Raw genomic sequence first — 15957 nt, forward strand, 5'->3', positions numbered from 1 at the left:
TGCAGTTCATAATGTGTTCAAACCCTCTAAAGCACTCCAGTTGCAGCGTATGAACACCTTTCAAGCACACTTGAATGGTTGTTTGCTTGATCTACATAGAATTTCGCCATATTCGTTGCATCCTCTAAGGTATCAAAAATCAATAATGTATAACTAAATAGTACTTTATTGTTTACCCTATAAGCAACGTGAGGTATTTCACTCTTTTTGGCCAGAGCCATTAAGACAGGTTTGCGGCCAATTCTCATCAGGATGCTTAAAGCCTCTAGTGAGACACACTTGTTGGTCATAGAAATTGAAATTGCTTTTTGCATATTACACTTGTTCGAAATTGGTACGGTCGGAATTTTATGGCGTTGTTCGGCCCACTCATTCTCCATCTTATTATAAAGATCACAAACTCCTTCGACTGCTAGGGTATATTTGCCATTTAACAATTCGGGACTGTCATTAAAATCTACGGGGGTAACACCAATTACAATATTTCTCTTTTCCATATTAAACCATTCCCCTTCATAAATAAATACTATTGTAAAAACTATATTTTGTATTAAACAATTCTTGCCTTTATGCCTAATACAAAAAAATCTTCTATCAAGTAACTCTATTTCAAGGTTTTCATTATAGAGAAAATTTTTTAACAATTCTTACAAGTTTTTGGTTACTTGGATTATACCACTTTGACATAATAAATTTCAATGGTATTTGGGGTCTTAGGAAGTATTTCAATAAGCGAATATTCCAATTCGTATATAAGCTTTTTTTATGATTAATAGTTCAATTATCCCTGTTCATTCTTTAACTTGCCTTTCCAACCTTAAGCACGTACACATGAAATATGTCTGATTTCTTAGTCACAATACATCATAACAATGAGGAGATATCAAAGGAAAAGAAGTCGCTTATCGTCACTTTACCGGGAACTGTTACTGTCTCCTATTGCTTGTTGCCTTTTGCGGAAATCTGCTAATGCTGAAGGCAGTCAGTTTTGCTATAGGGCTAACTACCGTTGTTCTGCAAATTATTGTTCCACTTGCTGTACAGCTGGCAGTAGCGTTACTTGCTTAATAGTAAAACAAAAAACCACTGAGCACTTTGCATCAGTGGTTTTTGTTAATCTTTTACAGCAGCTAAACAGGTTTAAAGCTTAGGACTGGTTTGCTTTAGCTGAAGCATTCTGATAACCGGAACCAGCCCGGTTCTTAATTGCGGAATCCAAGTTCGGCCCTTGTAGGACGGTCCAGTAATATTTTGCCGCAACAGCGTAGGAAGTAGCTTTATTATCCAACACCAAAGCATCCGCCGCATTCAAGAGTTGGTTGTAGGTGTTAAGGATTTTCTGAGAGACCGTCCCCTTATCCCCTGACGAGACCAAGGGGCTATTATAAAGAGTATCATAAAACGCTAAAGCTTGTACATAGTAATCGCCCCTGGGCTGCTGAGGGATTTGATAGTTATACCAGTAATCTCCATTAGTCAGCAAGGACTCAGGATCAAACGCCAGGTCCCCGCTGTGCATGGGAGTCGGAGTGCTCCAACAGCTGGAGAGGTTCGGCGGATCTGCAAGCGGTAACAGGGATTGGGGAACAATTGTTGCACCCGGAGCGAAGGTAATTGCACTGTTGTACTTTTGACCGAGAAGGCTAAATACCTTATCCTGATAGGCGTCCTGACCTGTATAGTAATTGGGGTTATTTTGTTTAGTCCAAGCGTTATAGGCCCAGACGGCAAAATACCAATTTTCTAAAACGTTGCGATTCCCGTCGCCAATCTTAGGGTAGGCCCGAAACTTGTTATTGAGGATTTTACAGCCTGCGTCAATATTATAATCCACATCACTTTTCAGCCTGGCGACATCGTATTCAGGATAATTGGCCGGCGAAATTTGCATAATGCCTATGCCGCCGTCGGCAGAGATGAACGGTTGATCTGTTAAAGGCTGCCCTGTCGTTGGATCTAATTTATATTGTTTCCAGCCACTCTCCATCCAGGCGATGGCTTTAACCAACGCGGGCGGAATATCATTTTGGTTGGCTATATCCTCTATTTTTTCAGCCATGATGGCGTTTTGCACACTTGTATCCGCTGTATTTACCAGACTGCGCTGACTCTCGGCAACTACTGCTTCACCTCCGAGTGCAGTGACAACACTATTAACAGACATCCTGCTTTTCACGAAAACACTTGCCGCAGGAGACGTAACGCCGTCGGTGAGGACTATCGCCGACTTCGTTTGAGCAGCCAGCGGTGCACCGGAAAGAGCATCAATACCCGTAACCCCATTGGCCAAGTATACCTGGTCAAACAATAAGGAACCGGCGAAGTCTTTAATGACTTGATCATTCGTATCATAGGCCGTGATTCCTGAATGGCGGGTGGGATTTGGAAGTTGATTCAAGACAGTACTATTAACGACGCCAGTTCCGCCAATAACATCAGACGTCGTGATGCCGGGATTTTCTTTCAAGAATTCCTGGACAATATCAGGAAGTTTAGTACTGTTCGTTAAAAGAATCGGCTGACCCGCCTGGGAAGCAATCGCGGCAATTGAGAGCGCGTCTTGGGTTAACCAGCCGTAGGCAACCGCAACCTTCGTCACCGGTGCGCCGAGGGTAACCATCAGCTGAGCGATCTTGGCCGAGGTTTCAAAACGGTCAACTCCGCCAAGGGGCACAACCGTTATATTCATTGCTTTTAACTCATCGAGGACTCCTTGCCTGATCACAGCCGTTCCGCTGGTCACATAAACCTTCGTAACGGCAAGTTTAACAAGTTCGTCTTTAGTCGCAGAGTCAAGTACGTTTCCGGCTCCGGTCAGAAGGATAGGTGCCTTTAAATAGTAGGCCAGCGGACCCGAGGTCAGGGCGTCAACCATACCATACGAAGTTGAGGAAGCAAGAATTGCAGTTCCGGTCCAACCGGTTTGATCCGCAATGCTGACTGCGGTTTGTTCAGCACTTGTACCTGCCAGTCGGGTTGGAACCGTGCCTGAAGCAACTACGTTAAGAGGGACCATTGTCAATGCCATACTTGCCATAACCAGAGCAGCTATGGCCTTTTTAATTTTACTCACCTTATTATTTTTTCTCCTCATGTCTCTTTAAGTTTCTTTTTAATCATCGCTCTTGAAGTATCTTTTTGCTCTATTTATAGACTTAATGCAAATTTTACCCGATGATTGATATTAATGCCCTACTTTTAGTATTCGCTGGTGTAAGAATCTTTCCTTCAGGTAATATTTGTGAGGATTTGGTTCAATCACTGAAAGGAAACTCAAAATAGTGGTATTCCGAAAATCATTTCAGAATACCACCTTCTGTTTTAATCTCTTCCCAGGATATGCCGCCGTTTATACTTTTAGCCAAACCTGACCCGGTGCTTTGATTATAGGTTATCCAGCCAACTTTACTATTCACGAAGTCAATCTCTTTGACAAATTTATTTTTCAGGTCAATATTTATTGAGACTGTCTGCCAACTATATCCACCATCTCGCGTGACAAAGAGAGCTTTAGCGGAGGGATCAGGACCAGTGCCGTTATTAATCGCCCATCCCTCTCGATTGTTTAGGAAATCATAAACCACACCGGAACCACGTAATGCAGGAGGAAGCTTACTCTGGAATGACCAGGTCCGACCAGCGTCGTGAGTGGTGTACAGAAGACAGTCGCCCTCCTGAAGTTGGATGATAATTACGCCGTCGTTATTCTCAAAGAATACCGGCTTGGAGACTTCTTCCGGCTTCTGGTCAGCCGACAGTGGCAGATTCACTTGAGACCAGGTTTTATCGCCATTCGTACTCTTTCGGATGCCTGCGCCGATAAGCCAGATAGTGCCATCTTTTTGGACCGAGAGTGAGCCAGCAAAGGGAAGGTTGCCCTGTTCGGTTGAGGCCACCCGTTGCCAGGTGTTGCCACCGTCCCCTGTTGCAAACAGTTCGCCAGAGAACGGGGAGTTTATCCCTGCGCTTGTCTCTTCAAACCAACCATGCCGGGCATCAGAGAAGACGACGAACAAAGCGCCATCACCGTATTTGACCGGTACGGTTGCAAGTTGAGACCAAGATTGGCCGCCATCCTGTGTGCCAAGGATAGTGACACTTTTCTCCGGCTGAAGTCGAAAGGTCCAGCCGGTTTGTGCATCCAGGAAATAACCAGATACTTTTGTCCCAGGAGCATTTCCGCTCGTCTGGGGTGTTACGTCAATCCAGGTAGCACCGCTATTCGAAGTAACCATAACAGGGCAGTCAAAGGACTCGCCATAACCGTTTTTCTCGTCAAACATATGGACCCAGTCAGGAGCCGTAGCAACAGCAGTATTAGAATGATTATTAAGACTAGCTTTGACACTTGGAGTTGACTTCGGTTTGGAGGCAATAGTGGAGCAACCTATTACACTAACTATCAGAGCTGCTGTACAAAAAAATAAGATTATACTTTTTTTCAGCATAATTAAGACTATCCTTTGAATATATTCCTTGGATTTAATACGTATATTAATTTAATATCGTATTAATCACCTAATTACCTCTTTTATTATACTGAAGTACAGCTTTCAAGTATTTACAATTTAATTAAGTATCTGAACACTACCTTTATTTAATTTACTTTAAGTCCATAAATCATAGCGGTAACTCTGCGCAAACGTAAAAAGCGTTAGAACAGATAGTTCTGACGCTTTTTACGTTGACTGTCTTATTTTGCTAAAATAGCATCTTCTTGAGCTTGAGTAATCGTTCCAGCCGTAACCAATTTATCCAGGACTGTTTTTATTCCATTGTCTTTAGCTCCTTGTTGCGGTCCATTTGAGTCAGCGGCGGACTTTTGCGGCATGGCGTTTTCAATGGCGGTTTCTTGATCTGAGGTTAAGGTGCCTGAAGACACTAAGCTGTCTAAACGACTATGTAATCCTCCGGCAATTTGAGATGATGTTTGATTCATGGTTCCTGCAAAGACCGCAGAAGAGGATAAGAGGGAAATGACAGCTGTGGCAAGAGCAACTTTGCTTGTTTTCGTTAATTTCATCGTAATCAACACTCCTTAAATTCAATTGTTTTATGATTTACCTAATTATATCTTCGTTTCCAAAAGATAGGCTGAACGTACGCTGAAGGTTTGCTGAAATATTTGTTAGGATTTTGTGAAATGGTATCTCAGAATGGAAAAACGAATTGCTCAATTACAATCGAGACCTCATGAAGACCATTAATCAATTTATTAGTCGCTAAATCAAGTCCGTCTCCACCAAACTTACGCGTTTGAGACGACCATTTTATGGGGTGTGTTTTAACAATGCCTATACCCTTTAACGAAAAGTAGTTTTCACCCTTCAGAGGGTATTTTTATGATTAGGGTGCAAAAATAGAAAAAGCACCGCTTCAAACGATGCTTAATCTTCCCTAAAAAGCTGGCTGCCTCAAACCCGCCGTTGCTGTTATAACTATGCTCCAATAGTTTCTCTATTTTCAGGAGTAAAATTAATGGTCAATATTTGTTCTAAGGTGGCCAAATCAACCGGTTTTGCCAAATGGAGGTTAAAACCCGCTTCTTTGCTCTTCGCCAAATCTTCCTGTGAGGCGTATCCTGACAAGGCAATCAGATAAATATCCTTAAGCCGCTCATCCTTGCGGATAATCCGGGCTACGTCATATCCGCTCATCCCCGGCAGACCAATATCACAGAAGATAACATCCGGTTCGAAGTCTTTGGCTTTAGCTAAGCCCTTGATTCCATTCAGGGCTGATGTCGCTTCGTGACCTAAATACTCCAGAAGAGAGCACATGATTTCAGCCACATCCTTAATATCATCGATCACGAGGACCTTTTGAGAACGATTGGCTTTGCTCTGTTTTTGGCGTTTTATTTCATGCTTCTTCTCATAATCCACGGGTAAGGGCAGGCAGATGCTAAATGCCGATCCTTGTCCCAGTCCTTCACTATGGACGGAGACGCTTCCGCCATGCAGTTCCACCATGCCTTTAACAATGGCCAATCCCAAACCAAGCCCTCCGCTGCTGCGGTCCAGGGATATATCCGCCTGAATAAACGGCTGAAATAATTCCTTCAATAAGTCCGGTTTAATTCCAAAGCCATCGTCAATCACTTTAATCGTAACTTCATGTTTTTCGTCATCTTTAGCAACAGCAACCTGGGTTTTGCCCCCTGGGTCCGTAAATTTCAAGGCGTTATGCAGAAGGTTTCCCAGAACCTGCGTTAAGCGGGCCGGGTCAGCTTTCAAATAGATGGGCCCGTCAAGCTGAGCAAATTCCAAACCAACGCCTTTTTCCGCAAACATCGGACGATAATCGTTGATTGTTCGGGAAATCAAATTGGCCAGCTCTACGTCATCCCTCTTCAGCTTTATCTTGTTTTGAGTTATACGCGTAACCTCAAGCAGATCATCCACGAGGCGGGATAATTGGACCGTTTGCCGCTCTAAAACCTCTTGAGCCTGCATCGCCTGGTGTGAATCCGGATCTGTCATTTTAAGAAGAGAAAGGCTCATCATCATGGAAGCCAATGGATTTCTCAGTTCATGGGACAGACTGCTGATAAATTGATTCTTATTGCGGTCAGCTTTGCGCAGCTCCTCTTCCGCCTGCTTGCGGTCAATAAGATCCGCCGCCTGACGGATAAGGATATCCCACAGCCTTAAATCCCGCTCACTGGGCTGGTGGGGACTGCGCCAATGCGTTGAGATCATCCCCACCAATTTGCCGTGGCGTGAGATTAAAGGCGTCGTCTGGCAGGCACGAATGCCGGTTTGTCTAAACATGGTCAAATCCTCTGTACCCTGCATATAATCGCAGTTCTCCACATCCGCTACGATAATTTGTTTGCCGTCACGCAAGGCCTTGCCGCAAGTTGAACCTGCAGAATCCATACCCACCCATTCCCAGAACCTAGCAGCTTGAGGAGTGAACCCGCGATAAGCCAGGAGCCGAAGTTCCCCGCCACAGCCGCCTTCAGGATAGAGCATTTGCATACTGGCATACTCAGAACGCATTATTCCCATAGCTGCATCAATGATCTTTTCGTAAAGGGCTTGGATGTTATCTTCGCTGAGAAGCCTGGTGCTAATGCTTTGCAGAAGCTTAGTATCCTCCAGCTCAGCTTTAAGCTGCGCTTGACTCTCCTGCAGCGCCTCCTCGGTGCGGGCACGTTCCAGGTATGTCCAAATTCGGTCGATGATCTCCTGCATCAGGGCAACCTCGTCGTCACGCCACTCACGCGGTTTGTTGTCGATGATGCTGAGCCGGTAGTACCGCCGCCCGTCGCGGCTTAGCGGAACAATGATGAAGGACATGATACCCAGGGCGCGACACATTCCGGCGCTCACCCGCGGGTCTCTCTGAGTATCGCAGACAATTGACAACTCACCGGCGTTATTCTTCGCCAGTTGCTCATCTGAAAGGAAATCTCCCAGGCGGTAAGTCCCTCTCAGCGAAGGAGCACCCCCGGCATTCCAACCATAGGAGGCTATTGCACATTCGAAGCCTTTGGTGAGTTCGGCAAACCTGCAGCGGACTGCACCGAAATACCGCCCAATCTTTGCGCAGAGGCGGTCCATTGTTTCCGTGCTTGGGTTGAGACCGACAAGCTCGCATGTGATTTCCGCAAGCAATGCCTGTTGCCGCTCGTGGCGTTTGCGTGCGGTAATATCCGTGATAAGCGAGATGGAGCCGATATTTCCGGCGGTATCCGAATAAGGCGCGGCGTTTATCAATACCCAGATGAGATTGCCGTTTTTATGTTTGAATTGCCATTCGTAGCTGTCACTCTGACCCTGCTTTCGTTTCAGGTAATTATGATCTGAAACGATATGATCTCCCTCAGGTATTACTGCCTGCCAGGGCAAGGCAAGCATTTCTTGGGGGGTATATCCCAACATCTCCGCCATTTTATCGTTGACATAAATCGTCTGCCGCTGATTGCCCACCATCCAGACACCTTCGTTGGCAGTGGAAACAATCGTGCGAAACTTTCTCTCGCTTTCTGCCAGCTCCTTCTTAGCGCTGTTGCGTTCGCTAAAATCCTCAAAAATGATGACAGCCCCGCTGATATTGCCCTGACTGTCACGCAGCGGGGCGGAGCTTACATTAATCGGGTATCTGGTGCCGTTCACATTCCGGATGATCATCTCGACGTTGCGCACGACCTGACCATAGTTCAGAGAACGGTACACAGGTATCTCTTCAAGGAGGAAAGGCCGGCCATCCTCAAGCTTCAATGCTTTTATCTTAGAAATGCGCTCATCCATATTAAATCCGGTGTAGTTAATCCCGTATAGTTCCATCCCGCGTCTATTTACATAGGTAAGTTTACCGTCAATATTGACCAAAGCGATGGCCGAAGGAATAATCTCCAGAATCATCTCCAGGTTTTTCGTTCCGTCCGACTGGTTGTTAAGTAAAAATCCCAAACTGTCAAGATCATTCGTGTATGCATCATTTTTAAGCATATAACAACCCTCTGTAATTATTTAGTTAAAAATAAATTTGCATGTAAATTAAATTTATCACAATGTTATTATATATATTGCTGAATTATGTCGACGGAAATAATATTGCAAACCTTTTGTTAAATTGAGTTAATTCCTGCTGCGGCAAAATTTCATAGCCCTTATCTCCGCTGAGAATCCAGCCTTTAACGCTCGCTCAAGCATCCGTACAACAGCGTCCGCTTTGTGCAGCAAGACCTCCTGCGTCGCTTGTAAGCGATGAACGTTTGTCTATGTTCCCGCGCATTTCGCAAAGGCGGTTTGCGGCCTTGACGGAACTCATCAAGGTAAAATCGATTGGGGGCAAAGCTATCTCCATCGGACCACAAGTGTTAACAAGTTATAAACGCGAAGGAAACGACCGAAGACATAGGCAAAGATTTTAGCTAGAAGTTCAACCTTTTTACTTCGTACTCGGCCTACGACAGAATCAGCTAAAATCCGTGCGATTAGAGTCCGATAAAAATGGCTACAACAATAGCACCTTATTCTGATTTTGAATAAAGGTGCTATTATCGTCATATGAGTCGGCTTAAAGTAACTGCATTAAATAAATGTTGATCAGTTATTATTTATCCTTTTACCTATAACAACTGTAGTTTTAAAGTCTCTTCATCTATGGAACACTTCAGACGTTTGACTTCTGTTCCCTGATCCAGGACGACAACAGCAGGCGCACTTGCGATTCCATAGTTCTTGGCCAGATTTTTCTTAGTGGCCATATCCACTTTCACAACCTTGTAAGGCTCATTCAGTTCCCGATTTACTCCTTCTAACAGCGTGCCGAATGTCAGACTCTCCTGCTTTTGAGCGTTGAAGAAAAGGAGGAGGACCTGCTTCTCGCTGTGTAAAACGTCCCTGTTAAAGGCCTTCAGTTCTTCAATATAGCGTTCGGCTGCGACAGCGGCTGTTGCTCCATCTGCGGCAGCCGTGACAACTTGCCGCAAATATTTAACCCGGTTGTCTCCGGCGGCATACACTCCTTCGAGGTTTGTTTCCATCCTTTCCTTGACAGGAATGTATCCCTGCTCATCCATCTCAAGACCGCTGTCTTTGAGGCAATGAGTTGCGGGAAGCATACCGACAAAGAAAAAGACACCCTGGCAGGCCAGTTCAGTTGAAGCGCCTGTTTTTAAGTTCTTAAGTCTAACTCCTTCGACCTGATCTTCGCCGAGGACTTCCTCAAGCGTGGAATTCCAGACAAACTCTATTTTTTCATTGTGCAAGGCCCTTTCAGCGCTTACTTTATTGCAATCGAGAATCCCTTCCTCATGCAGCACAACCACAGTGACTTTGCGGGCAAATTTCGTGATGTACATGCCTTCTTCAAGGGCTTGATCTCCGCTGCCGACAACAACGACGTCTTCCCCCGCGAAGAACTCCGCGTCACAGGTGGCGCAGTAGGCGACACCGCTGCCCTGGAGACGTTTTTCCCCCGGGATATTCAAACGTCTTGGTTCACTGCCGCAGGCAATAATGACGGCCTTGGCCGCATAGACCTTGCCCTTTTTCGTGCGGATGAGCTTATCTTCCCGGGAATAATCGCTGCCGACGGCCTCATCCCGTAAAAATTCCACCCCAAAGGATTCGGCGTGCTTGCAGAAATCCTTCATGAGCTCTTCCCCGCTTATTAGCCCATACCCGGGATAATTGACAATTTCCCGGGTAGTATTGACTAAACCGCCTACCGTTCCTTTGTTGATCACCAGGGTCTTCAATTTTGCTCTTCCCCCATAAATTGCCGCCGCAAGTCCCGCCGGGCCACCGCCAAGGATTATTAAATCGTACGAGTATGAGTTCGCCATATCCTTATTCCCTTCTTAATTCTCATAACCTAACCCGCCTTGACAATCAGGCGTTCAGGACGCCGGCAATTTTATCCGCCACTTTTTCTTCCTCAACCGCGCCCACGAGTTTTCCCTGATAGTCTCCTGCCTTGAAGAACAGGATCTGAGGAACCCCTTTGAGCGAAAATCTCTGGAATAACGTGGTCTGCTCTTCCACATCGACATAATAGAAGCCGAACTTACCTGCATATTGGAGTTGCATTTCTTCCAGAACCGGAACAACTTCCTGGCAAACATGACAGGTTTTTCTGGAAAAGATGACAAGGCACGGTTCGCCGTTGTCGTAGATTTTTTCTTCAAAACTTCCGGAATTTAATGGTTGCAAGGGCATACCTATGACCCTTCCTTTCTGCGCCAGGCCAAATGGATGAAACCACCGGCCCTGGCCTGAAGTTTATTGTGCAATATCAGTGATGGTGCGGGACACTCCAAAGCTTCAGAAAATCATGGCTACCGCCCTAAATCAGATGCTTTTTTCATTTGCCGGAGTAACCAGCTCCAGCTGGCCGCGAGTATCCACACCGGCCAAAAGCGGCGTCAGACCCCCGATTATTATAAATACCAGCACCACGCTATAGATTACGTTGGGCTGTTTGACATATCCGGCTAAAATAAAGGGAATCGGAATCCCCCCTATAAACCGGCCCACACACTCCCCTAAAAAGTAACCGCGTCCCCGCAAAGCCGTGGGAAATTGCTCGGTCATATAGACTCTGATTGACGGCCAGGAAGAGAGGACCGTCAGGCCTAAAATAACTTCGGCGATGATAAGCACAACGCTGTTACTGCTAAGCATTATCAGTCCTGTTGCCACGACTCCCGAGAGCAGCGCAATAGCAATCGTTATTACCCGGCCTAACCGTTCCATGAGGATGCCATTGATAAATTTTCCGGGGATAGTGACTACAAAGAGAACTATGGCAAAAGCGAAGCTTTTAACCAGGACAAATCCATGGGCAACCATAATAGCGGGGAACAAGGTTGAAAAAATGTAAAAGGGAACCGCCCCGCAGGTGTATACCAAGATAGCGATAATCGTCCTTTGGGCATGACCTCTGGCAAACAATGAGGCAAACCCCGGCACCTCTTCACGTTTTTCAGGCACACCGCCGGCAACAGCTTTGGTTGGTTCGGAAAGAGAAGCCCCTGCGCAGCCTGCCTTTTCCAATATAGTATTCAATACCTTAATCGCTTCTTTGCTCTTTCCTCTGCTCAGTAACCAGCGAGGTGATTCCGGTATCCGGTAATATATTAATAAGGGCAGGAAAAAAAACATAATCGCTCCCGGGACCGGCAGAAAGCGCCATCCCTGCTGCACATTTGCAAAGATCAGACCTATAACGGAAGTCAGGGTAAACCCTGTACCCAAAAATATTTCATAGATCCAGCCAAATGTAGAGCGGTGCCGGGCGGGCAAAAGTTCCGTTCCTATAGGATAAGCGGCCGGAAGGGCGAGTCCAAAGCCAAAACCACTGATTACCCGCACCACGATCAGCGCCATTCCTGAGTTTACGAAGGAAGTTACCAGCACAAAGAAACAAGTCCAAGTAACTCCAACCAGTAATATCGTTTTGCGGCTAATGCGATCGGAAATCAAAGAGCCGACAAATACAGAGATGACAATCGAAATGGTTGGCGCAATGACGAGCCAGCGAAGCTGCAGCTGAGTCAAATGCAAGGCCGGGCCCGCAGAGACGACGAGTCCTCCGGTAACGGCTGATTCGTAGGCCTCAAGAAAGCCGACCAAGGCCAAGATGATCGTGATAGACAGATGGAACTTGCCAAAAGGAACACTATCTAAACGGGACCCAATTTCCCTTTCCAGTACGTTTTCCATGCGCACACTCTCCTTATATCTCATTTTCCCCAAGAGACTCCCAGGTTGGCCGGTCCGCATCCCCCTCGAATTCGGATGCCAAAGGCTTCTGTCATACCTGTCTCCCGCTTTAGACGGCGGAAAACAGGTCTGAGAATAGGTTAAATTTCTTCCGTGAGAATTTGATGCACAGGCGAGCCCTCAGACTGAGCCGGTAAACGAACGCCGCTCAGAAAAGCCATAGTCGGCGCAAGATCTACCTGACGAATCACCCGTTCCGTTTTATAACCCGGCTTGATCCCCGGCCCGGCCGCCACAAAAATCGGGGAGAGAGAAGTATCCGCATAGCCGTTTTGGGTCGATAAGGAGTCCGCGTGAATCACATTGAAAGATTCTTCTTTGAAATAGACGATATCACCGCACTCCGGTCCGCTCAGGCCAAGTATGGCGGCATCCTTATTGCGCAGGGCCAGGGCCACAACGCGTTTGCCGGTTTTGTGATCCCGGTATTGATACAAATCAGAAATAATTTGGCTCTCCAAAGCGTATTGGTCTTTAGGATCAACAATTCCGTGCTCATCCCGTCCGACTAAATTGAAATAAATATAATTGCCGCGGCTGGCCACCGCTTTGGTTTTGGCCCAATCAAATTCGTGGGTCCGCCTGCCGTTTTCATCCCTGAGCATTTTGGCGTAACCAAGTTCTTCCATGACCGGCGTCGTAATCCCGCCTGCCTCACCTAATTCCACGCCGTGATTTTCCTGACAACTCAGGCCATGATCCGAAGTGATAATGATGGTCCAGCCCTCATCTAAATAAGGCAGGAAGCGTCCCAAATAGTCATCGGTTTGCGTATAGATTCTCTCGATAAATCCCTGGTAAGCTTCTTCATTGTTCTTCCACATCTCCTGGTGCTTGGCAAAATGCCAGAACAGATGACCGCCATTATCCACATTATGCAAATGAGAATAAATAACATCATACTTATTGTGTTTCATAAAATAGGTCAAACAATCGGCCTGCCACTGACAATAGTGGTCCCAGGTCGGAATGAATACTTTATCAACAAGGGCTTCGTTAGCGCCATTCACTACCGGCCTGGTGGGAACATAGCCGATCTTATCAATAACTTCCTGGTACAAACTCTTGGGGTGAAATAAATCATCCCGGCTCACATCCAAGGCCAAACCGATCAGCATGGTGACTTGAGAACCGTCAGGATCAATCGTTAAGACATGGTAGTTTCTGTTGCATTTGACCGTTTCCCCTTGATCATTCCTGATAGTATCAACCACGTCATAAACCGCTTTTCCTCCTGCAATGGTCACAAGAGGCTCGGAGTCTTTCTTGGATCTATAAACCTGAACCGTATCATAAACACCTTGTTCGTTTGGCAAAAGCAAAGCCGGGCGGCGTTCCAGGCCTTTGCCCAGAATAATCGTAAATTCCTTGGCGCCGGCAGGTGCTTTAAGCCAACCCGCAGCGTTTTTAAGCGGTGACTTGACTGAATCGGCAATCATTTTGGCCAAGACATTGATTTCGTTTTCCTCTTCACAAGTAATAATATTTTTGACCACTTTGGCGCCGCTCGTTATGGCTGCCCTTAAATAACTGACCTCGCCATCCGATTCCATTAAGTTTTCCACATCCTCAATAATACAACCGGCGCCAGGCGAGATCGTGGCCGTGTTAGGCAGGAATTGCACCTCCGCAAACTTTTCTGAAGCAACGACAATTTTGGAAATATCCGCTCTGGCAATGCCCGTATTAATGGTCTGGGGCTGGGTACCGTCAACAACGTGAAGGTTGGGACTGTCTGAGGTGGCGGGCCAGGAGCTGCCCGGCCAATGCCAGACTAAGGTTTTTTTGCCGGCTTCTTCCGCCAAAACATTCCACAAGGGTTCGGCTTTGGAACGCCTGGAGTCCAAATTATAGACCAAACTATCCAAATGACCGTGATTGTGTCCGAAGAAGCAGGTAATGCCGTGAGTTCCCGGATAGGCGCCGGTAGCCAAGGTCGTCCAGAGCGTCGGTGTAACGGTAGGCATGGCCCCCAATAAAACCAGATCTTCCCGGCAGGAACCTCTGTCTATGAACTTTTGCAAATTGGGCATTTTACCTTGGTCCAGGAACTTTTTAGCCAGCCTCGGCTCAAAACCATCGACGCCTATGACGGCGATTTTCTCTGTTAAAGCTTTCCTCTTCATTTTCAGGTCATCCTTTCGTTACAAATATCTTAAATTGTTATTTACGCAACACCCTACCGGGCCTGCAGTAAGCAGAGATAGCACAAGGCAAATTTTTTAGCTTAGCCCGGGGACATTACACAATGCCCCCGGAAACAACTGAACTTCTATCTGAATTGCGTTAATGCTTTTCTCCGCGCCCAGGCGGAAAAGGCTAGGCTGCTTCAATTTCTTCCAGTGTTTTGCCTTTTGTTTCAATACCTATGGTTTTAGACAACAGGCATAAGAGCCAGAAACATCCCGCCATCACTAAATAAATTCCAAAAACTGCACCCGTTGAAATAATAAAGCCAAAGAGGATCGGAGCGAAGGCCGAACTGATTTTTCCCGCAGAGTTTGACCAGGAATTGGCCGTGGCCCTTATTTCAGGCGGATAGAATTCCGGAACCCAGGATACTGTGAGTCCTGCGCCTTGCTCATAGAAGAAAGGCATGATAATAATTATGGCCACTAAAAGAGTTACATTATGGACAAAGATCAGGATCAGCGAAGCGGCCCCGGCGATACCATAACCCACATAAGCAACCGCTTTGCGTCCAAACTTTTCCACAGCCCAGGCCGAATACGCCCTGCCTAAGATGGCCACACAGGCTACTACTAAAGTGAGCTTGAAGGTTTCCGTCTTCGGTATTTTATAGACGGTATTTAGAAGGGAAGGCAGCCACATGGCAAAGCCAAAGTAGGCTAAATTCGTAAAGAAATAGAAAGAAGCTGTAAAGGCAAAGCGTTTTCCGTATTTAGGTCCAAAGAGCAAGGCCGCAGGTACTTTCTGCCTTTTTTTCTCTTGGGCCTCCCTTGCTTTTTCAAAGATTAAGCGAGCGAGGTCTTCCTCACCGGCGCCTAACCGCTTTAATACCGCAACCGCCTCTTCCCGGCGCCCCCGGGCTGCCAGCCAAAGCGGCGACTCGGGCAATTTGACAGCGACAACCGCTAAGATGACGGGCAAGGCGCCCACGATAAACATAGCCCTCCAGCCAAAAGCAGGCGCGATAAAAAGCGATACCAGCGAAGCACCCAATAAACCGACGGGATAAAAAACCCCCAACACAGACGTTAATTTCCCCCGGACCGCAAAGGGAGCGATTTCCGAGGCAAACACACCTGCGACCGGTATCGTGCCGCCCAGGAAGATGCCGGATAAAAACCGGATCACCATAAATTGTGTTGTATTCGTTGTCAGATAAATTGCGCCGGTAAGCAGTGAAAAACCCAAGATGGATAGAGAGAGCGACCATTTTCGTCCTATCTTGTCTGAAATAGGTCCCCATAACAACGAGCCAATTAACGCTCCCCAAATACTGGCTGAAGCTAACACCCCGTTTGTCACCGCGTCAATCTTCCACTCAGTAACCATATAGGGCATGGCATAGGATACGATATACAAATCGAGGGAATCGACAAAAAAACCCAAGGCTGCGCAAACAATTACAAAATAATGCGTACTAGACAGTTTAAGGTACTGGGATATCTGGGCTACTGTTTTACCTTCAGCTTGGATGTTCATAAACTAACCTCCAGTACATTTGAATAAGCACACCTTATTAAATTTT

10 protein-coding genes and 1 pseudogene are annotated in these 15957 nt (G+C 46.4%); all 11 read right to left on the reverse strand.

Annotated features, from left to right (window positions below):
- Positions 1-26: 26 nt before the first annotated feature.
- Positions 27-497 (reverse strand): ubiquitin carboxyl-terminal hydrolase family protein, encoded by a 471-nt coding sequence (locus tag REC12_RS08010; protein ID WP_308893416.1) that lies wholly within the window; start codon positions 495-497, stop codon positions 27-29.
- Between the two features lie 650 nt (positions 498-1147).
- A complete protein-coding gene (locus REC12_RS08015; RefSeq protein WP_308893417.1) occupies positions 1148-3073 on the reverse strand; it encodes a cell wall-binding repeat-containing protein in 1926 nt (641 codons plus the stop codon).
- A 223-nt stretch (positions 3074-3296) separates the two neighbouring features.
- Positions 3297-4448 (reverse strand): WD40/YVTN/BNR-like repeat-containing protein, encoded by a 1152-nt coding sequence (locus REC12_RS08020; protein ID WP_308893419.1) that lies wholly within the window; start codon positions 4446-4448, stop codon positions 3297-3299.
- Between the two features lie 245 nt (positions 4449-4693).
- A complete protein-coding gene (locus REC12_RS08025) occupies positions 4694-5023 on the reverse strand; it encodes a hypothetical protein (protein ID WP_308893420.1) in 330 nt (109 codons plus the stop codon).
- Between the two features lie 415 nt (positions 5024-5438).
- Entirely contained in the window at positions 5439-8459 is a 3021-nt protein-coding gene (locus REC12_RS08030) for a PAS domain S-box protein (RefSeq protein WP_308893421.1), read from the reverse strand.
- A 165-nt stretch (positions 8460-8624) separates the two neighbouring features.
- Positions 8625-8939: pseudogene (locus REC12_RS08035) on the reverse strand (IS4 family transposase); the annotation flags it as partial.
- A gap of 143 nt (positions 8940-9082) precedes the next feature.
- Entirely contained in the window at positions 9083-10303 is a 1221-nt protein-coding gene (locus REC12_RS08040) for an FAD-dependent oxidoreductase (protein ID WP_308893422.1), read from the reverse strand.
- 46 nt (positions 10304-10349) lie between these two features.
- Positions 10350-10676: a thioredoxin family protein gene (locus REC12_RS08045; RefSeq protein ID WP_308893424.1), complete on the reverse strand. Its 327-nt coding sequence runs from the start codon at positions 10674-10676 to the stop codon at positions 10350-10352.
- Positions 10677-10808: 132 nt separating this feature from the next.
- Positions 10809-12182 (reverse strand): MFS transporter, encoded by a 1374-nt coding sequence (locus REC12_RS08050; protein WP_308893426.1) that lies wholly within the window; start codon positions 12180-12182, stop codon positions 10809-10811.
- 140 nt (positions 12183-12322) lie between these two features.
- Positions 12323-14368 (reverse strand): alkaline phosphatase family protein, encoded by a 2046-nt coding sequence (locus tag REC12_RS08055; RefSeq protein WP_308893428.1) that lies wholly within the window; start codon positions 14366-14368, stop codon positions 12323-12325.
- A gap of 193 nt (positions 14369-14561) precedes the next feature.
- Positions 14562-15911, reverse strand: coding sequence for an MFS transporter (locus REC12_RS08060; protein ID WP_308893430.1), 1350 nt, complete (start codon positions 15909-15911; stop codon positions 14562-14564).
- Positions 15912-15957 lie beyond the last annotated feature (46 nt).

The sequence above is a fragment of the Candidatus Desulfosporosinus nitrosoreducens genome, from assembly GCF_030954495.1.
Classification (GTDB): domain Bacteria; phylum Bacillota; class Desulfitobacteriia; order Desulfitobacteriales; family Desulfitobacteriaceae; genus Desulfosporosinus; species Desulfosporosinus nitrosoreducens.